We start from the raw sequence: 18,087 nt of genomic DNA on the forward strand, positions 1-18,087 counted from the left end.
TGGCTCAGGCCGCGTTGCGACCTCCCCGTTGAGGCCCCGACGAATCGTCAGACAACCATTGGCTCGCGTCACCGTAACTCAACGGGCGCGAGTACAAGTACCCCTGCCCGTGGTCGCAGCCCATCGCCACCAGCAGCTCCCGCTCCGCCGTGGTCTCGATCCCCTCGGCCACGACCTGCAGTTTCAGTAGCCGGGCGAGCTGGACGATCATGTTGACGACCGCATGCTGCTCGCTGGAGGAGACCACGGTGTCGATGAAGCTCTTGTCCAGTTTGAGCACGTCGACGGGGAGCCGGCGCAGGTAGGACAGCGACGAGAAGCCGGTGCCGAAGTCGTCGATGGCGATGCGCACGCCGGCCTGTCGCAGCGCGAGCAGCTCGGCGGCGACCTCGCCGTCGTCGTGCAGCAGCAGGCTCTCGGTCATCTCCAGCAGCAGGGCGCCGGGCGGCAGGCCCATCCGGTCGATCTCGGCGAGCACCCACTGCGCGAAGTCCGGCGAGCGGAACTGCCGCGCCGAGACGTTCACCGAGACGTAGACCTCCTCGGCGGGGTAGGCGATGCGCCACTGCGCGGCGGCGGTGATGGCGCTGCTGAGCACCCAGGCGCCGAGCGGCACGATGAGCCCGCTCTCCTCGGCGACGGAGATGAACTCCTCCGGCGGGACCATGCCGCGGGTCGGGTGGTTCCAGCGCACCAGGGCCTCGAACCCGCGGGTGCGGTCGTCGGCGAGCGTGACGATCGGCTGGAAGTGCAGCAGGAACGCCTCGTCGCCGATGGCCCGGTCCAGGTCCGCGCGCAGCTTGTGCCGCTCGACGACGGCGCTGTGCAGCGAGGACTCGTAGCGGCGCCAGCGGTCGCGGCCGGCGTCCTTGGCCACGTACACGGCGAGGTCGGCGTGGCGCAGCAGCTCCTGCGCGGTGCCGGCCTCGGCGGTGGTGGCCACGCCGATGCTGGCGGTCGCGGTGACGGTGCCGTGCGCCAGCTCGAAGGGCGCCTTGAAGCTCGCGAGGACACGGTCGGCGACCCGCTCCACGTCGGTGGGGGTGCCGGCCCGGCGCACCAGCGCCGCGAACTCGTCGCCGCCGAGGCGGGCGACGGTGCCGGCCGCGCCGTAGGAGCCGTCGACGGCCCGCAGCGCCTCGGTGAGTCGCTGCCCGACCGCGACCAGCAGCGCGTCGCCGGCGCCGTGCCCGAAGGTGTCGTTGACGACCTTGAAGTCGTCGAGCTCGACGATGAGCACGCCGACGGTCGCGCCGGTCTCCGCGCCGGAGGCGACGGCCTCCTGGACCCGGGTCAGGAACACCTCGCGGTTGGGCAGGTTGGTCAGCGCGTCGAACGTGGCCCGCTGGTACAGCTCGGCCTGCAGCCGGCTGCGCTCGGTGACATCGCGCAGGGTCACCACGACGCCGCGCACGGTCGGCTCGTCGCGCAGGTCGCGAAACGCCGCCTCGATGAGGGCCGGGCGGCCGTCGGAGCCGGTGACCTGCAGGTCGTCGCCGGGGCGGTCGGGCGCGCCGGCGCGCACGTCGGCCAGGCGCCGGGCCACCTCCACGGCGCTTTCCTCGGCGAACGCGGCCGGCAGGGCGGTGCCGACGAGGTCGGAGCCGAACAGCGCCTGCGCCGATGGGCTCGCGTAGTTGACGAGGTCGTCGGCGCCGAGGATGAGGATGACGTCGGCGGTGTTGAGCACCAGGGTGCGGAAGTACGCCTCGCTGTTGCGCCGCCCGATCTCGTCGCCCAGGGCGATGCGCTCCAACGCCATCGCGGCCTGGGTGGCGAGGATCTGCGCGGCCTCCTGCAGCCCGACGAGCACGACCTCGTCCGCGGCCACGTACAGCGCCCGCTCCGCGGCCCGGCCGTCGGCGAGGGCGAGCGGGCAGCACAGCGTCACCTCGAAGTCGCCGAGAGCGGCGGCGACGGAGGGGTCCAATGTGGACGTGTACGGCATGGAGACCTTGCCGCCGAGTCCGGGGACCGGGCCGAGGGCGACAGCGTGCGCGCGGCCCGCCGGCAGCAGCTCGGCGACGGCCTCGCGGACCGTGCGCGTGACCGCATCGGCGTCGGTGGCCATGAGCAGCGCGGCGCCCGCGCGGCGCAGCCGCCGTTCGCGCTGCACGGTGAGCCGTTGCGCGCGCACCGCCCGGCCCAGCCGCAGCAGGACCAGGCCGGACAGCAGCGCCGACACGGCGGCAATGGCGGCAGCGTCGCGCACCCGGCCTCCCCGCATCTCGACGAACAGCACGATCGGTGCGATGAACAGCGACAGGCCGAGCAGCAGCAGGCGGCCGAGCCGCTCGTCGCTGCCGCGTTGCACCTGCGGCTCGGTGAGCTGGCGCATCGACGGGTGCAGCGCCGCGGCGCCCCACAGCGCGTAGAACGCCGCCCAGCCGATGTCGACCGGGCCGCCGGTCGCCCAGTCGGCGGCCAGCTGGCGCAGCCCGTAGCCCACGTCGGAGCTGAGCAGCCCGACGGTGCCGACGGCCAGCAGCGCCACGGCGGTGTCGAACCGCACGGAGGCGATGAGCCGGGCGCCGACGAGCAGCACGATGATGTCGGCGAGCGGGTAGGCGATGGAGATGGTCCGATCCAGCGCCGACAGGCTCGGGTTGTCCACGTACGGGCGGATCAGGAAGATGTACGACAGCAGGCCGAGACCCGCGGTGAGCGTGACGGCGTCGAACAGGCCCGCGGGGTCCTGGCGCACGACGCCGAGCCGGTAGAGCCAGCCGAACGCGGCCGCGATGAGCACGTACATCGTGAGGTAGAACGCGTCGGCGACGGACGGGAAGCCGGGCCGGTGCAGCAGCCGCGTCAGCACGTCGGCGGCGAGGTCGCCGGTGATGAAGCAGGCGACGGCGGCGGCCAGCAGCAGCCACGGCCCGCGCCGGCGCGGGCGGTGCAGCAGCACCCCGGCCACGATCGCGGCGACGCTGGCGTAGCCGATCGCGGACCACAGCACCAGGTGCAGTCCGGGCAGCGCGAAGTTGGCGATCACGAGGACCACCATCGTGCCGACGTACGCCGCCAGCACCCCGCGTGCCGACCCGTTCACTCCCAGCTGCCCTTACCCTGAAACCGTTGTGGCGTCCGCGTTTGCCCGCGGCGAGGCAGACGCTACCCAGTTCGTTGCCGAATGAGGAGTACCTGGCAGGAACGTTCCAGCGGCCCGCACGAGGTTTTTACCGCCATTTGCGCATTTGGCGGCTTAGATGGTACTGCCGATCGCGTCACACATCTACGGCGCGCAACGCCTTGTTTTACGCACGGCAACCGATTTCAGGATTCATTCATGCACTCTTCAGGTTGCGTGCTCATCATGCGGACACCCGAGGGCCTACTTGACGGCGTTGAGGAACGTCTCGGCGATCGGCCCGGTGACGTCCGCGCCGGCGTCGGTGACGTAGACACAGTAGGCGATGTCGCCGCGGACCCCGACACTGAGGCCCGGCACGTTGAGCGCGCCCGAGACCGCAGGGCCGGCCGGCGCCGGGTCGCCCGGCGCCGGGTTCTTCACCAGGACGGGCTGCTGCCACTTGCCGCGGGCCAGCGCGGCGGCCGCCGCGGCGTAGCCGATCGGGGCGGCGACGACCCCGCCCGGGCCGGTCCGGCCGGCGAAGACCTCGGCGCCGAGGCGCCAGGGCGCGCCGACGCCGAGCGCGGCCGGGTCGCCCGGCCACGCCGGCCCGGCCACCTCGCCCAGCAGCGCTAGGTCGTAGCCGGCGGCGTCGGGGCCGTTGGCCACCGCGAGGACGGCGCCGTCGCTGATGCGGATCGCTACCAGCGCCGACTGTTTCGCCGTTTTGGCCACGGCGGCGTCGGCGGCCTGCTGGACGCGCACGTCGAGGGTCGTGGCGATCGTGGCGCCGTCCTGCGGCGGCGCGGTGAAGAGCGGGTCGCCGGCCTTGCCCGCGGCGGCCGGCACCGGCGCCGACGGCGACGCCGAGGGGCCCGGCGACGCGGCGGGCGGCGCCTCGACCGGCACCACCGAGAGCCCGGGCCGGCCGCGCAGCTGGGCGTCGTACGTGCGCTGCAGCCCGGTCAGGCCGGCGATGTCGCCGGCCCGCAGCGCGCCCTTGCTCGCGTCGATGAGCTCCTTCGTGGCCGGCCCGGACGTGCCGAGCAGCCCGCGGGCGAACGAGCGGGTCATCGCCAGCGACAGCGTGCCCGTGCGGGTGCGCACGCCGGCGGTGGCGTCGAGGTCGGCGGAGATCTCGTTGAAGTCGCTGCGGCGCAGGGTGACGACGTCGACGAACGCATCCGGCTTGGCTGCCTTGATCCGGGCGGGCAGGCCCTGCACGTCGACCTCGACGCGGACCGACTTGAAGACGATGTCGAGCCGCTGGACCAGGGCGTCGACGTCGGGGACGCGCTGGGGCTCGACGCCGACGTACACCACGGGCGTGTCACTGACGATCGGCGTCCCGTCGCCGGCCACGACGACGCCGCGCTTGGCCGACGTGGTGCGCAGCGTCATCCGCTGACCGGTCTGCAGGCCGGGGTGGACGGTCTCCGGCCCGAGGTACACGTGCCACCGCCGGCTGAGCAGCCGAGCACGCAGCGTGGTGTCGTAGGCCCAGGTCCGCCCGCCCGGCAGCGTCCACGACACCCCGACGCTCAGCGTGGCGTCCGCGTGGTCGACGGCCGCCTTGCCGTGCGGCGTGAGGGTCGGTCGGTTGACGGCGAGCTCGCCCTCGGCGGAGGCGAGGGCCGCGCCCGCGCCGGCGGCGTCCAGCGCCCGACCCTGCGGCGAGAGCAGGTCCGGTACACCCGCGAAGTCCGCCTTGCGCCAGGCGGCCAGGAAGGCGGCGAAGCGCTCGTCGACCGTCGGCGGCCCGTCGTCGTCGCATGCGACGAGCGCGGGCACGGCCAGGACCAGGGCCGCGAGCAGAAGCAGTGTCCCCCGAAGCTTCCTCACGGCCCCGACCCTAACCCTGCTCATGCAGTCAAGCGCGATACCGATCGCATCTTGTTCATTGCGTCAAGCGCGGCAACTTTGTAGGACTCCGCGAGCGTCGGGTAGTTGAACACTGCGTCCACGAGGTAGTCCACGGTCCCGCCGCAACCCATGACCGTCTGTCCGATGTGGACGAGTTCGGTCGCGCCGGTGCCGAACACGTGCACGCCCAGGATCTTGCGGTCCTCCGGCGACACAATGATCTTGAGCATCCCGTAGGAGTCGCCGATGATCTGCCCGCGGGCCAGCTCCCGGTAGCGGGAGATGCCGACCTCGAAGGGAATGTTGTTGTCGGTGAGATCGTCCTCGGTGCGACCGACGAAGCTGATCTCGGGGATGGTGTAGATGCCGATCGGCTGCAGCGCGTGCATGCCGCGCACCGGCTCCTCGCACGCGTGGTGCGCGGCCAGGCGCCCCTGCTCCATCGACGTCGATGCGAGCGCCGGGAAGCCGATGATGTCGCCGACGGCGTAGATGTGCGGTACCTCGGTGCGGAAGTGCTCGTCGACGGTGATGCGACCGCGCGCGTCGGCGCTCAGCCCGGCCTTGTCCAGCCCGAGCAGGTCGGCGGCGCCCTGGCGGCCGGCGGAGTACATGACGGTGTCGGCGGCGATCCGCTTGCCGCTGGCCAGCACCGCCACGGCCCCGCGCTCGTGGCGCTGGACGGCCGCGACCGACTCACGGAAGCGGAAGGAGACCGAAAGATCCCGCAGGTGGTACTTCAGCGCCTCCACGATCTCCAGGTCGCAGAAGTCGAGCATGCGCTCGCGTCGCTCCACGACGGTCACCTTGGTGCCCAGCGCCGCGAACATCGACGCGTACTCGATGCCGATCACCCCGGCCCCGACCACGACCATCGACCCCGGCACCTTGTCGAGGTTGAGGATCCCGTCGGAGTCGATGATCGTCACGTCGTCGAAGTCCACGCTGTCGGGCCGCGCCGGGCGTGTCCCTGCCGCGACGATGATCTTGTCCGCCGACACATGCGACTCGCGCCCCTGCTCGTCCTCGAGCGCGATCGTGTGCGGGTCGACGAACGTGCCGGTGCCCTGCAGCAGCCGCACCCGGTTGCGGGCCAGCTGGCTGCGGATGACCTCGATCTCGCGCCCGATCACGTGCTGGGTGCGGGCGCCGAGGTCGCCGACGGTGATGTCCTCTTTGACGCGGTAGCTCTGGCCGTACATCTCGCGCTGGTTGAGCCCGGTCAGGTACATGACCGCCTCGCGCAGCGTCTTGCTCGGAATGGTGCCGGTGTTGATGCAGACCCCGCCGATCATGTTGCGCCGTTCGATGACGGCAACCCGGCGGTCGAGCTTCGCCGCCGCGATCGCGGCTTTCTGCCCACCCGGCCCGGAGCCGAGCACAAGGACATCGAAGTCGTACATGGGCCACAGTCTGAAGGGCGCGCCCACGACGCGTAAAGACGCGTGCGGTTATGGTCGTCGGCGTGAAACGACTTCTTCAGGCAGTGGCAACACGGCTGGGCATGCGCCGCGCCCCCGCACCGGCGCGCACCCCGCACCCCGTCCCCGGCCCGCCGCGCCGCCACGAGACCCAGAAGCTGCTGGTGTACTCCCCGCAGCTGGACGGCGACGCCGACCCCGGCGAGATCGTGTGGACCTGGGTCGCGTACGAGGACGACCCGTCGCAGGGCAAGGACCGCCCGGTCCTGGTCGTGGGCCGCAAGGGCCCGGCGGTGCTCGGCCTGATGCTGTCGAGCCAGTCGGAGCGCGACGGGCAGCGCAACTGGTTCGCGCTGGGCCCCGGCTCGTGGGACCGGGAGAAGCGCCCGAGCTGGGTGCGCCTGGACCGCGTCCTGACGGTCGACGCCGACGGCATCCGCCGCGAGGGCGCCGTGCTGGACCGCACCCGTTTCGACCGCGTCGCCGCCGAGCTCCGCGCCAACTACGGCTGGTCCTGACTGTTCTTCCGGCTCGCTGCGCTCGCGTTGGGGGAGCCGATTTATGCCCCGTCCGGGTATAAATCGGATAAGTCGCGGCACGCAGTGCCCGACTTATCCGGAAAGCAGGGTTTGACAGTATTGGAGGGTGGCGCCGCGTAGACCGCACGCTGTCGTGACCGAGCCGCTCGGGGCTCTGCTCGCCAGCGTGCCCAAGAGCAAGCCCAGCTGGCTCACCGTCATCAAGACCACGGCCGCCGGGACGATCGCCTGGATGCTCGCCCGCCAGCTCGGGGAGAACGTCGCCGTCCTGTTCGCGCCCGTGGTGGCGGTGCTGACGCTGCAGGCCAGCGTGTACGGGTCGATCGCCACCGGGCTGCAGCTGCTGTTCGCCAACCTCATCGGCACGGCGCTGGCGATTGTCTGGACGCAGCTGCTCGGACTGAGCTGGTGGTCACTCGCGCTCGCCCTCTTCGCGGCGCTCGCCGTCGCCCGGCAGATCACGAACACGCCGCTCGCGCGCAACCAGCTCACTATCTCCGCGCTCGTCGTGCTCGTGCTGGCGCCGGTCGCCAAGGGGTACGGGCAGTGGCGCTTCATCGACGTGGCCATCGGGTCGTTCGTCGGGCTCGCGATCGCCGTGGCGGTCCCGGAGCGGCCGCGGGTGGCACAGATCCGCACGGCCCTGGACGGCTGGACGAGCGGGACGAGCGCCGTGATCCGAACCATCGCCGACGAACTGGAGCGGCAACGGCAGCTCGGGCCGGACGAGTACCACGGGTGGATCAGCGACTCGCGGGCGCTCAACGAGGTCAGCGCCGAGGTCGCCGCGGCCATCGCGGGGATCGAGGAGATCTCGCTGTTCAACGTGTTCGCGCCGCACCTGCGGCGGGACATCGCGCAGCTGCGCCGCCGGCAGGGCTGGCTGGTGCGCATCACCCTGCAGGTGAGGGCGATCTCGCTGGCGGTCGACCGGCTCTACGACCGGTCGGGACCACCGCCGGCCCTCCACCGCGACACGCTGCAGGCGCTGCTGCGGACGCTGGCCGACCTGATGGAGCGGCGCTGCCACGGCGAGCCGATCAACGACGAGTCGCTGCGCTCGGGGCTGATCGCCGCCGTCGAGCGGGTGCACGCCGCCTTCCCGACCGCGCTGGCCGTGCTCGACTCGGTGTCACTGCTCGGGCGGCTCGACCAGTTGCGCCAGGACATCGCCGGGGAAGTGGCCGCGGCGCTGATCGACACGGACGCGCTCACACGCGGATAAGCGAAACTTAATTTAAGTTTCCTAACAAGTGGGGTGAGCTGCGCATATACGATTTAAGGCGGCGACTCGGCGGTTGACAAGACATAGACGGAAGCGTTTATTGGCAGCCACTCTGCCTGATTCCGACCCGGCTAGGACCGCCCATGAAACGCCGCTCCAAGCTGCTCATCGCCTTCACCGCCACCGCCGTCGCCGGCGCGCTCGGCGTCCTCGGCATCCACGCCGCCAGCGCCGCGAGCGCCGGGCCGATCACCGGCATCGGCGGCAAGTGCGTCGACGTCGCCGGCGCGAGCTCGGCCAACGGCACCGCCGTGCAGCTGTACGACTGCAACGGCAGCGCCGCGCAGAGCTGGACCGTCGGCTCGAGCGACAACACCGTCCGCGCCCTCGGCAAGTGCCTCGACGTCACCGCCGCCGGCACCGCCAACGGCACCACCATCCAGCTCTACGACTGCAACGGCACCGCGGCCCAGCAGTGGACGAGCAACGGCGCGGCGCTGGTCAACACCGGCTCCGGCAAGTGCCTGGACGCCACAGGCCAGAGCTCGGCCAATGGCACCCGCCTGCAGATCTGGACCTGCACCGGCGCGGCCAACCAGGCCTGGACGCTGCCCGGGGGTACCACCACACCCACCACCCCGTCCACCGGCCTGAACCCGAACGTCGCACCGGGCGGCAACTTCGACCTGTCGATCTGGCAGCTGCAACTGCCCGTCGGCAGCCCGGGCGCGCCGACCACCATCCAGCCCGCGCAGCTGAAGGGGCCCAACGGGTACACCAACCCGGCGTACTTCTTCACGGACAAGAACGACGGATCCATGACCTTCTGGGCGCCCGAGAAGGGCGTGACCACGCCGAACTCGAACTACGCGCGCTCGGAACTGCGCGAGATGAACGCCAACGGCAGCGCCGCGGACTGGCGGCTGGCCGGCTCGCACAAGCTCTCGGCGACGCTGCGCATCCCGTCGGTGACCAAGAACGTCTGCGTCGGCCAGGTGCACCTGGGCTCCGGCGGGACGTCGACGAAGCCGCTGCTGGAGCTGTACTACCGGCCCAACGGCGACATCATCCTCGGCACCGAGAACTCCCCCGACGGCGGCCAGACGCTGCACACGGTCGGCAACGTCCCGCTCGGCACCAAGTGGAGCTACGTGATCGCCATCTCCGGCGGCAACACGATCAAGCTGACCGTGAACGGCAGCACCACGAGCTACGCGATCCCGTCGTCGTTCAACCAGTACGGCATGTACTTCAAGGCCGGCTCCTACAACCAGTCCTCGTCCGACAGCACGACCAACGGCGCGAAGGTGAAGTTCTACTCACTCACCGTCAGCCACAGTTGAGCGAAGCCCCGGCATAGGGCAGGCTTACCTACATTTGCCGGGGAGCGGGGGACAGATGACGCGCGAGGGTGAGTCGCTGAGGGAACTGCTCGGCGGCTGGCAGTCGGCGGTGGAGACGGCGGTACCCGTCGTGGCCTTCGCCGCCGGCTGGCTCGCCGGCGGGCGGTCCATCCCGCTGGGCGCCGGCGTCGCTGTCCTCGCCGGCGCCGGCGTGGCCGCGTGGCGCCTCGCCGCCGGCCGCCGCCCCATCGGCACCGTGGTCAGCCTGCTCGTCGTCTGCGTCGGCGCGCTGGTGGCGCTGCGCACCGGCCGGGCCGAGGACTTCTTCGGCGTCCGGGTGCTCACCAACGCGGCCAGCGCGCTGGCGTGGGCGGCGAGCATCCTGGTCCGCTGGCCCTTCCTCGGCCTCGTGGTCGGCACCGTGCTGGGGCAGAAGTCCCGCTGGCGAGCCGACCCGGAGCTCCTGCGGGCCTACCAGCGCGCCAGCTGGGTGTGGGTCCTGCAGTACGTCGCCCGCCTGATCGTCTTCGTCCCGCTCTGGTGGGCGGGGCAGGTGCTGTGGCTCGCCGCCGCGCAGACGATCCTCACCTGGCCGCTCGTGGCGGCGTGCCTGGCGGTCAGCTGGTGGGTGCTGCGCCGGACGCTGCCGGAGGCGCACCCGGGCATCCGCCACCCGCGGGTCCTGCAGCCGCAGGAACAGCGCGGCTGACCTACTCCAGGGCGGCGCGCGCCTCGTCGACGGTGCCGGTGAGGATCAGCACCCGGTCCAGCGCGGTCAGGTCGAAGATCCGCCGGATGCGCGCGTGCGGGCAGACGATGGCGAAGCCGCCGCTGTCGCGCAGCCGCTTGTGCACCGATACCAGCGTGCGCAGCGCCGTCGAGTCGATGAAGTCGACCTCGGACAGGTCCAGCACCAGCCGGGTCGCGCCGTCGTCGAGGGTCCGGTGCAGCAGCGTGTGCAGCTCCGGCACGGTGGCCACGTCCAGCGCACCGGCCGGCGAGACCACGACACACCCGCCGACCGTCCCGGTCGCGATGCCGTCGGTCATGCCTGCCCCTGAGACCTGCTGCGCGTCAATCGTGATCCCTCTCCCGTCCGGACACGCGGCATGTTACCGCCCGCACCCGCCCGGCCCGACATCCCGGCCCGGACGAATTCGTGCGTGACCCCGCGCACGGGCCGCACGCTAAGGTCGCAGCGTGCGGAACTACGACCACCCCAACCTGTTCAACTTCCGCGACCTGGGCGGCTACGCCACCGGCACCGGGCACACGACGCGCTGGCGGCGGCTGTACCGGTCCGACTCGCTCAGCCGCATCGACCCCGCCGACGCGACGTCGTTCACCTCGCTCGGCGTGCGCACCGTCATCGACCTGCGCCGGCCGCGCGAGGTCGAGCGCGACGGGCGGGTGCACGCGTTCGACGGGATGACGTACCACCACATCAACCCAATGCACGCGGAGTGGGAGGAGGCGACCGACCACGACGAGCCCAGCGATGCGCGGTGGCTCGCCAACCGCTACCTCGACCTCGCCGAGCACGGCCACGCCGCAATCACGGCCGCGGTCGAGGTGATCGCCGACTCCGGCAACGCGCCCGTGGTCGTGCACTGCGTGGCCGGCAAGGACCGCACCGGCGTGGTGTCGGCCGTGACCCTCGGCGCGCTCGGCGTGCCCGACGAGGTCATCGCCGAGGACTACGCGCTCACCAGCGCCGCGACCGAGCGGACCCTGGCGTACCTGCGCGGACTCAACCCGGAGATCGAGAAGATGCCGAAGCGCTGGCTGCTCTCCCCCGCCGAGGCGATGCTGCTGTTCCTCGCCGACCTGCGAGCCCGGCACGGCTCGGTGCGCGACTACCTCGGCCTGCCCGACCCGGTGTACTCCCGCCTCGAGGACAACCTGCTCGAGCCGCAGGCATGAGCGGTCCGCGGCGGGTCTGCGTCGTCGGCGCCGGTGCCGTCGGCGCGGTCTTCGGTGCGCGCATCGACGGGCCGCTGTCGGTGCTGGCCCGCGGCGCCACCCTCACCGCGCTGCGCGAGCGCGGCTGGTCGCTGGACGGTGCCGTCCGGCCGGTGACCGCCAGCGACGACCCGGCCGACCTCGGCGAGCAGGACGTGGTGATCCTGACGGTCAAGGCACACGCCCTGCCCGGCCTCGCCCCGGCGCTCGAGCCGCTGCTCGGGCCCGGCACGGTCGTCGTGCCGGCGCTCAACGGCGTGCCGTGGTGGTTCTTCCCGGACCGGGCGCTGCGCAGCGTCGACCCCGACGGCACGATCGCTGCGACGATCGACCGGTCCCGGGTCATCGGCTGCGTCGTGCACCTCAGCGCCGCCGTGACCGCGCCCGGCGAGGCCGCGCTCGCCGCGGGCAACGGCCTCATCCTCGGCGAGCCCGACGGCGGCGGCAGCGCGCGCCTGGACGCCGTGGCCGAGCTGCTGTCCGGCTTCGACGTCACGCTGTCGGCCGACGTCCGGCGCGACGTGTGGTACAAGCTGTGGGGCAACATGACCGTCAATCCCATCTCGGCGCTGACGGGCGCGACCGCCGACCGCATCCTCGACGACCCGCTCGTCAACGGCTTCGCGCACGCGGTCATGCGCGAGGCGGCCGCGATCGGTGCGCGCATCGGCTGCCCGATCGAGCAGAGCCCGGTCGACCGCAACGCGGTCACCCGCCGCCTGGGCGCGTTCAAGACGTCGATGCTGCAGGACGCCGAGGCCGGCCGGCCGCTCGAGATCGACGCGATGCTCACCGCGGTCCGCGAGATCGCCGGCGCGCTCGACGTGCCGACGCCGTCGCTGGACGCACTGCTGGGCCTCACCCGGCTCGCCGCCGAGCAGCGCGGGCTGTACCAGAAGGCTCATGATTGACAAGGTCAACTGTTCGGTTGATACCTATTGGGCCGAGAAGTTGACATAGTGCCCCTCGCATCATTTGCGGGGGAGGCATCAATGAAGCGAATTGCGGCACTGGCATGTGTCGTCGTCCTCATCGGCGGCGCGCTGAGCGGCTGCGCCGTCAAGGCCGGCGACGGCGACCTGACCGACGACTGGGCGATGATGAGCGCGCCCAAGGTCCCCGAGCCCGAGACCGGCTCGTGCTGGACCACGAGCGCGACCGAGGTCAGCGACCTCACCCCGTCGAACGTGACCCAGACGACGTGCGACCTGACGCACACGTTCGAGACGGCGAAGGTGGGCCACTTCTCCGGCACCGCCGCCAACTCGAGCTCGCCGCCGTCGCCGTCGCAGCTGGCCGACGCGTGGACGGACTGCGACAAGGCCGTCGCGGACTACCTCGGCGCCGAGTGGCAGGCCGGCAGGGTGTACGTGCAGGTCACCCCGCCGACGAGCCGGCAGTGGACCGGCGGCGCGCGGTTCTACCGCTGCGACGTGGCCTCCCTGCGCACCGAGGCGGGCATCTTCGACCCGCGCAAGGAGACCATGAAGGGCACCCTGGCCTCCGGCGGCGAGCTGCGGCTGACCTGCGGGACCCAGGTGGGCACGACGAACGACAGCTGGGACGACATCACGCCGGCCAAGTGCACCGACCCGCACGACGTGGAGTACGTCGGCTTCGTCAGCAGCCCGACCAACGACTACCCCACCGGAAGCAAGGCCGTCGACGACGCCTTCAGCAAGGCCTGCGAGGCGAAGATGCTCGCCTTCATCGGCATGAGCCGCTCGAGCTGGAGCTCGCAGAAGTCGCTGTACTACGGCTACTGGATGACCGCCGACAAGGACGAGTGGACGGCCGGCAACCACACCGCCCGCTGCTACCTCATGATCGACAAGAAGAAGATCAACCGGTCGCTCAAGGGCGCCGGCGACGTGGCCGTCTGACGCCGTGCGACGACGTCTCATCGCCCTGACTGCTGTACTGGTGCTGGGCGCCCTGTCCGGCTGCGCCGGGCAGCCCGCGGGCACCGACGGCGACCTCGGCGACGACTGGGCCATGCTGCCCGCGGCGAAGGTACCCGAGCCGGTGCTCGGCGAGTGCCACAACTCCGGCGGGTACAAGGACCAGGACGTCTCCTCGTGGGACGGCGTCGCGCCGGTCGTGCCCTGCGACGGACCGCACCAGGTCGAGATCGTGGCCGTCGGCAAGGTGCCGGCGGAGCTGGCCAAGGAGGCCAAGCGCCCGGACCGCGACAAGTTCGCGGCGCTGTACGCGCAGTGCGAGGAGGCCGCCGCGAAGTACCTCGGCGGCGACTGGCACGCCGGGCGGCTGTACCTGTACCTGCAGCCGCCCACGTACGCCCAGTGGCTCGGCGGCCTGCGCACGTACCACTGCGACGTCGCCGTCATGGGCGCCGACGGCCACAAGATCGAGTCGTTCGACAAGACGTTCAAGGGTGCGGTCGCGCCCGGCGGCCCCCTGGCCAACGGCTGCTCGCTCACCTCGGGCGCCACGAACGACACCCTGTTCGCCCAGGCCGACCCGGTCGCGTGCACGCAGCCGCACGACTTGGAGTACGCCGGCTACGTCACCGCACCGGCCGACGCCGCGTTCCCGAACGACACCGCCGCCAACGAAAAGTTGTTCGGCAAGGCGTGCGAGGCGAAGATGCTCGAGTACACGGGCATGTCCCGCACCGCCTACAACCGCCAGCGCGACGTCTACTACATCTGGTGGCGCACGGCCGGCTCCACCGGCTGGAAGGCCGGCGACCACTCGTCGCGCTGCTTCTTCTTCCTGCACGGCCGCAAGCTCAGCAAGTCGGTCAAGGGTATCGGCGACGCCACACTGTAATAGCGTTGCCGGGCGCGGGACGGGCCCGCTATCGTCGAAGGCGATGTGATCACCGACCCTTCCCGCGCCCGCGTCCGAGGTTTCATGCCCGGCGGGCGGAAGCGTCTACCCGCCGGTGGTCTTCCTTGTCTCTCGCACCCCTGCTCGCCCATGACCTCGTGCGCACGTTCGGCACCCGCCGCGTGCTCGACGGGGTGTCCCTCACCGCCGCGCCCGGCCGTCGCATCGGCCTGATCGGCGAGAACGGCACCGGCAAGTCGACGCTGCTGCGCCTGCTGGCCGGCGCCGACGAGCCCGACGGCGGCACCGTCGTACGCCCGCCCGACCTCGGCTACCTGCACCAGGAGATGCCGTTCGACCCGTCGGCGGCGGTCCGCGACGTCATCGCCGGCGCACTGCGCGAGGCCCGCACGTGCCTGGCGGCCCTGGACGCCGCCCTGGCCGAGGACCGCCTCGACGACTACGCGGTGCTGCTGGAGCGCGCCCAGGAGATCGAGGCCTGGGACGCCGACCGGCGGGCCGAGATCGTGCTCGCAGGTCTCGGGCTTTCGGCGGTACCACATGATCGGCCCCTGCAGACGCTGTCGGGCGGGCAGCGCGGCCGTCTGGCGCTCGCGGCCCTGCTGGTGCGCCGCCCGGCAGCGCTGCTGCTGGACGAGCCGACGAACCACCTCGACGACGACGCCGCGGCGTTCCTCGAGGACCAGCTGCGCGGCCTGCCCGGCGTGGTCGTCCTGGCCAGCCACGACCGCGCGTTCCTGGACGCCGTCTGCACCGACCTGGTCGACCTCGACCCGGCGGTGGACGGCCCGATCCGCTACGGCGGCGGGTACACCGCGTACCAGGCCGAGCGCCGCGCAGAACGGGAGCGGTGGGAACGCCGCTTCGCCGAGGAGCAGGAGGAGCTGGCATCGCTGCGCCAGGCGGCCTCGGTCACCGCGCACCAGGTGGCGCACAACCGCCCGAAGCGCGACAACGAGAAGATGAACTACGGCCGCACGACGGGCCGGGTGGAGCACCAGATCTCCCGGCGCGTCCGCAACGCCACCCGCCGCCTGGACACCCTGACCCGCGACCAGGTCCGCAAGCCCCCGCCGCCGCTGCGTTTCCGCCCCGGCCCGCTGACCGCCCACTCCGACGGCCTGCTGGTCTCGCTGCGCGACGTCTCGGTCCCGGGCCGCCTCGCGCTGGACCGCCTGGACATCCCGTCGGGCGACCGCCTGCTCGTCACGGGCGCGAACGGCACCGGCAAGTCGACGCTGCTCGCCGTCCTGTCGGGCCGCCTGCCGGCGCCGGGCGTCAACCACCGCCCCGCGTTGCGGGTCTCCCTTTTGACCCAGGACACCACGTTCGACCGCCCTGACCGGACCGCGCTGGAGACCTACGAGGCCGTGCTCGGTTCGGCATTGGCGGAGTCGGTACCGCTACGCACGCTCGGCCTGCTGGCCTCCCGCGACGCCGCACGGCCGGTCGGCGACCTGTCGGTGGGCCAGCGCCGCCGCCTCGCCCTGGCCCTGCTGATCGCCGACCCTCCGGACCTGTTGCTGCTGGACGAGCCGACGAACCACCTCTCCCCCGCCCTGTGCGACGAGTTGGAGGAGGCCCTGACCACGGGCCCCGGCGCGTTCGTGGTCGCCAGTCACGACCGCTGGTTGCGTTCCCGCTGGCCCGGCCGGACCCTGCACCTGGAACTCAGCCGGGGGGAGTCCAGTTGACGTCTCGGCCCAGGTACGCGGCGAGGTGGTCGGCGGCACTCGCCCGGTCGGGGACCGGCTGGGCAGGAGCGAACGAGCCGCCGGGCGTTCGCGGCAGCTCCGCGTACATCTTGCGGACCGCGGCGAGCGTCGTCGCGGCGGCGCCGGGAGCGAGGTCGGTGGGGCGGCCGGTCGCTTTGGCCAGGTCCCAGCCGTGGACGAGCATCTCGATGACGACCTGTTCGACGAGTCGCCACCCCGGGGCCGGCCCGTACCGCTGCGCCAGCATGCCGGGCCGGCGGAAGGCGGTCAGCGCCGCCTCGGCCGAGGCGCGGAATGCGGCCACATGGTCATCGCCGAGGTGGTCGGCGGCGAAGTCGTTGCGGGGGTTGCCGCCGGCCAGGCTGGTCCACATCAGGTTCTCGTAGACCAGGTGGTTGAGCAGGGCGCGAACGTTCCAGTCGGCGCAGGGCGTGTGGTCGTCGAAACGGTCGGCGGTGACCGCGGCCACGATCGTGTCCACCTCGGCCAGGACCCGGGCGTAGGCATCCAGCACCGCTGACGGATCGGGCTGGCCGACGTCCCCGAGGGCGGCGGAGATGCTCGCGGCGCGGACGCCCGGCGCGGGGTTGGCGCGCAGCGCGGTCATCAGCCACTGCCCGGCCGTGGCCAGGCTCGGTCGCACGGGCCAGCCGTTGATGATGCACAGCAGCTGCCAGTACCGTTCGGCGCTCGGATCGGCGGCCATCTCCAGCTGCTCGAGCAGCCGGCTCCGCGCGTGCTCGCCGTCACCGCCCGGCCGCGGGTCGCCGCCGTCCTGCATGGGCAGCCAGGCGCCGACGACATCGGCCACGATCGAGTCGGCCGTCGGCGAGTCCGCGGCAATGCCGGCGTCGATGGCCGCGGTGACCCGTTGCACCCAGAAGTCGGTCACCTGCTCGACCGCTCGCACGTCGCGGTCGTCGTACGGGCCGGGGGCGTGCCGTGCGGCGTATTCGCCCATTCGGCGCATCGCCGTGCGCAACCGCGGATCGTCGAGCATGTCGGCCAGTTCGATCCAGGCGTCGACCTGCTCGTTGGTCCGTTCGTCGGGCAGGTCCGGCGTGGCGGCCAGCAGGCCCTCCCGGTACCCCGGGGCCTCCAGGTCGCCCAGCACGTCGGAGATGAACTGGTGAATGATCGCATTGCGCTGCGCGGCGGACAGCCGTGCCAGCTTGGTCATGACAGCAAGCTCCTCGGTCGTGGAACCACGGTTGGCGACCGAACGCAGCACCGCACAATGCACCCGCAGAGCGCGTATCTGCGCCTCCAGCGCGTCCGCGTGCAGTGCGGCCACGTCGGCGACTCCGCTCCGCCAGCTCACCGATGCTCATCAGGACGGCGTCATCGGCGGGCACGTCGCCAACCATCGGGTCTCCCACGATGGGAGAGTCAACCCCACTCCCAGACCCGATAAAAGAAAGACTCTTTACAGTTAACTAACTTTGCGATATGAAAAAAGCCCCCAAAGAGATCAGGGTCCATGTCCCGCCCACTCCCTCACCCAGGAGCATCACCATGGACAGATCACGATCGGCGCGCCTGCGCCGGGTGCTCGTCGCGGCAGCCGCTGCCGTCCTCGGCGCCTTCATCCTCATCCCGGATACCGCGGCAGCCGCGGGCACCGGCGCGATCACCGGCTACGGCGGCAAGTGTGTCGACGTCTCCGGCGCCAACACCGCGAACGGCACCAAGGTCCAGCTGTGGACGTGCAACGGCACCAACGCGCAGAGCTGGACCGTCGGCACCGACGGCACGATCCGGGCCCTCGGCAAGTGCCTTGACGTCTCCGGCGGCTCAACGGCCGACGGGGCCAAGGTCCAGCTCTGGGACTGCAACGGCACCGGCGCCCAGCAGTGGGTTGCCAACGCCGCCCGCGACATCGTCAACCCCCAGGCCAACAAGTGCCTCGACGCCACCGGCCCCAGCTCGGCCGACGGCACGCCGCTGCAGATCTGGTCCTGCGGCGGTGGCGCCAACCAGAAATGGACGGTCCCCGGCGGCGGCAGCGGCGGGTCGACGAGCGGCTTCGTGGTCAGCGAGGCCCAGTTCAACCAGATGTTCCCGAGCCGGAACTCGTTCTACACCTACGCCGGACTGACCGACGCGATGAAGAAGTACCCCGCGTTCGCCAC

The 18,087-nt window shown here is 71.7% G+C and carries 15 protein-coding genes; 10 read left to right on the plus strand and 5 right to left on the minus strand.

Annotation, left to right across the window (positions count from 1 at the left end):
• Positions 1-4: 4 nt before the first annotated feature.
• The 3 genes from ABD901_RS44035 to sthA form a co-directional block, all read right to left on the minus strand.
• Positions 5-3,052 (minus strand): putative bifunctional diguanylate cyclase/phosphodiesterase, encoded by a 3,048-nt coding sequence (locus tag ABD901_RS44035; RefSeq protein WP_345137189.1) that lies wholly within the window; start codon positions 3,050-3,052, stop codon positions 5-7.
• A gap of 282 nt (positions 3,053-3,334) precedes the next feature.
• Positions 3,335-4,915: an NTF2-like N-terminal transpeptidase domain-containing protein gene (locus ABD901_RS44040; protein WP_345137191.1), complete on the minus strand. Its 1,581-nt coding sequence runs from the start codon at positions 4,913-4,915 to the stop codon at positions 3,335-3,337.
• A gap of 20 nt (positions 4,916-4,935) precedes the next feature.
• On the minus strand, positions 4,936-6,339 hold the full coding sequence (gene sthA / locus ABD901_RS44045) for a Si-specific NAD(P)(+) transhydrogenase (RefSeq protein ID WP_345137193.1): 1,404 nt from the start codon (positions 6,337-6,339) through the stop codon (positions 4,936-4,938).
• Between the two features lie 62 nt (positions 6,340-6,401).
• Between sthA and ABD901_RS44050 the strand changes: the two genes are divergently transcribed.
• The 4 genes from ABD901_RS44050 to ABD901_RS44065 all read left to right on the plus strand — a co-directional run bounded on the left by ABD901_RS44050 (position 6,402) and on the right by ABD901_RS44065 (position 10,173).
• Positions 6,402-6,875 (plus strand): type II toxin-antitoxin system PemK/MazF family toxin, encoded by a 474-nt coding sequence (locus ABD901_RS44050; protein ID WP_345137194.1) that lies wholly within the window; start codon positions 6,402-6,404, stop codon positions 6,873-6,875.
• A 154-nt stretch (positions 6,876-7,029) separates the two neighbouring features.
• The gene (locus ABD901_RS44055; protein WP_345137195.1) at positions 7,030-8,121 is read left to right on the plus strand and encodes an FUSC family protein; all 1,092 of its coding nucleotides are present in this window, start codon (positions 7,030-7,032) and stop codon (positions 8,119-8,121) included.
• A 143-nt stretch (positions 8,122-8,264) separates the two neighbouring features.
• Positions 8,265-9,464 (plus strand): polysaccharide lyase family 7 protein, encoded by a 1,200-nt coding sequence (locus ABD901_RS44060; RefSeq protein WP_345137197.1) that lies wholly within the window; start codon positions 8,265-8,267, stop codon positions 9,462-9,464.
• A 55-nt stretch (positions 9,465-9,519) separates the two neighbouring features.
• Positions 9,520-10,173 carry a DUF3159 domain-containing protein gene (locus ABD901_RS44065; protein WP_345137199.1) on the plus strand — a complete coding sequence of 218 codons (654 nt, stop codon included), beginning with the start codon at positions 9,520-9,522 and terminating at the stop codon, positions 10,171-10,173.
• A 1-nt stretch (position 10,174) separates the two neighbouring features.
• Here the strand turns inward: ABD901_RS44065 and ABD901_RS44070 are convergent, their stop codons facing one another.
• Complete coding sequence (locus ABD901_RS44070; RefSeq protein ID WP_345137200.1) at positions 10,175-10,513, minus strand: STAS domain-containing protein; 339 nt, start codon at positions 10,511-10,513, stop codon at positions 10,175-10,177.
• A 151-nt stretch (positions 10,514-10,664) separates the two neighbouring features.
• Between ABD901_RS44070 and ABD901_RS44075 the strand changes: the two genes are divergently transcribed.
• From ABD901_RS44075 to ABD901_RS44095, 5 genes are all read left to right on the plus strand, one after another.
• Positions 10,665-11,387, plus strand: a complete 723-nt coding sequence (locus tag ABD901_RS44075; RefSeq protein WP_345137202.1) for a tyrosine-protein phosphatase — start codon at positions 10,665-10,667, stop codon at positions 11,385-11,387.
• Positions 11,384-12,337 carry a 2-dehydropantoate 2-reductase gene (locus ABD901_RS44080; protein ID WP_345137204.1) on the plus strand — a complete coding sequence of 318 codons (954 nt, stop codon included), beginning with the start codon at positions 11,384-11,386 and terminating at the stop codon, positions 12,335-12,337. Before ABD901_RS44075 ends, ABD901_RS44080 begins: the two co-directional genes overlap by 4 nt.
• 81 nt (positions 12,338-12,418) lie before the next feature.
• Positions 12,419-13,309, plus strand: coding sequence for a septum formation family protein (locus ABD901_RS44085; RefSeq protein ID WP_345137206.1), 891 nt, complete (start codon positions 12,419-12,421; stop codon positions 13,307-13,309).
• 4 nt (positions 13,310-13,313) lie between these two features.
• Positions 13,314-14,219, plus strand: coding sequence for a septum formation family protein (locus ABD901_RS44090; protein WP_345137208.1), 906 nt, complete (start codon positions 13,314-13,316; stop codon positions 14,217-14,219).
• 125 nt (positions 14,220-14,344) lie between these two features.
• Complete coding sequence (locus ABD901_RS44095; RefSeq protein ID WP_345137210.1) at positions 14,345-15,934, plus strand: ABC-F family ATP-binding cassette domain-containing protein; 1,590 nt, start codon at positions 14,345-14,347, stop codon at positions 15,932-15,934.
• Here the strand turns inward: ABD901_RS44095 and ABD901_RS44100 are convergent.
• The gene (locus tag ABD901_RS44100) at positions 15,912-17,276 is read right to left on the minus strand and encodes a TIGR03086 family metal-binding protein (protein ID WP_345137212.1); all 1,365 of its coding nucleotides are present in this window, start codon (positions 17,274-17,276) and stop codon (positions 15,912-15,914) included. The two genes, ABD901_RS44095 and ABD901_RS44100, sit on opposite strands and share 23 nt — an antisense overlap.
• Before the next feature lie 194 nt (positions 17,277-17,470).
• On the opposite strand from ABD901_RS44100, the gene ABD901_RS44105 reads away from it, so the two are divergent.
• A partial coding sequence (locus ABD901_RS44105; RefSeq protein ID WP_345137214.1) for a ricin-type beta-trefoil lectin domain protein occupies positions 17,471-18,087 on the plus strand: 617 nt, incomplete at its 3' end.

The sequence above is a fragment of the Dactylosporangium darangshiense genome (assembly GCF_039537565.1).
Classification (GTDB): domain Bacteria; phylum Actinomycetota; class Actinomycetes; order Mycobacteriales; family Micromonosporaceae; genus Dactylosporangium; species Dactylosporangium darangshiense.

Bases quoted from the DNA above. Each gene is read 5' to 3' on its own strand.
- sthA (WP_345137193.1), bottom strand. From the start codon at position 6,339: ATGTACGACTTCGATGTCCTTGTGCTCGGCTCCGGGCCGGGTGGGCAG.
- ABD901_RS44060 (WP_345137197.1), top strand. From the start codon at position 8,265: ATGAAACGCCGCTCCAAGCTGCTCATCGCCTTCACCGCCACCGCCGTC.
- ABD901_RS44065 (WP_345137199.1), top strand. From the start codon at position 9,520: ATGACGCGCGAGGGTGAGTCGCTGAGGGAACTGCTCGGCGGCTGGCAG.
- ABD901_RS44070 (WP_345137200.1), bottom strand. From the start codon at position 10,513: ATGACCGACGGCATCGCGACCGGGACGGTCGGCGGGTGTGTCGTGGTC.
- ABD901_RS44080 (WP_345137204.1), top strand. From the start codon at position 11,384: ATGAGCGGTCCGCGGCGGGTCTGCGTCGTCGGCGCCGGTGCCGTCGGC.
- ABD901_RS44085 (WP_345137206.1), top strand. From the start codon at position 12,419: ATGAAGCGAATTGCGGCACTGGCATGTGTCGTCGTCCTCATCGGCGGC.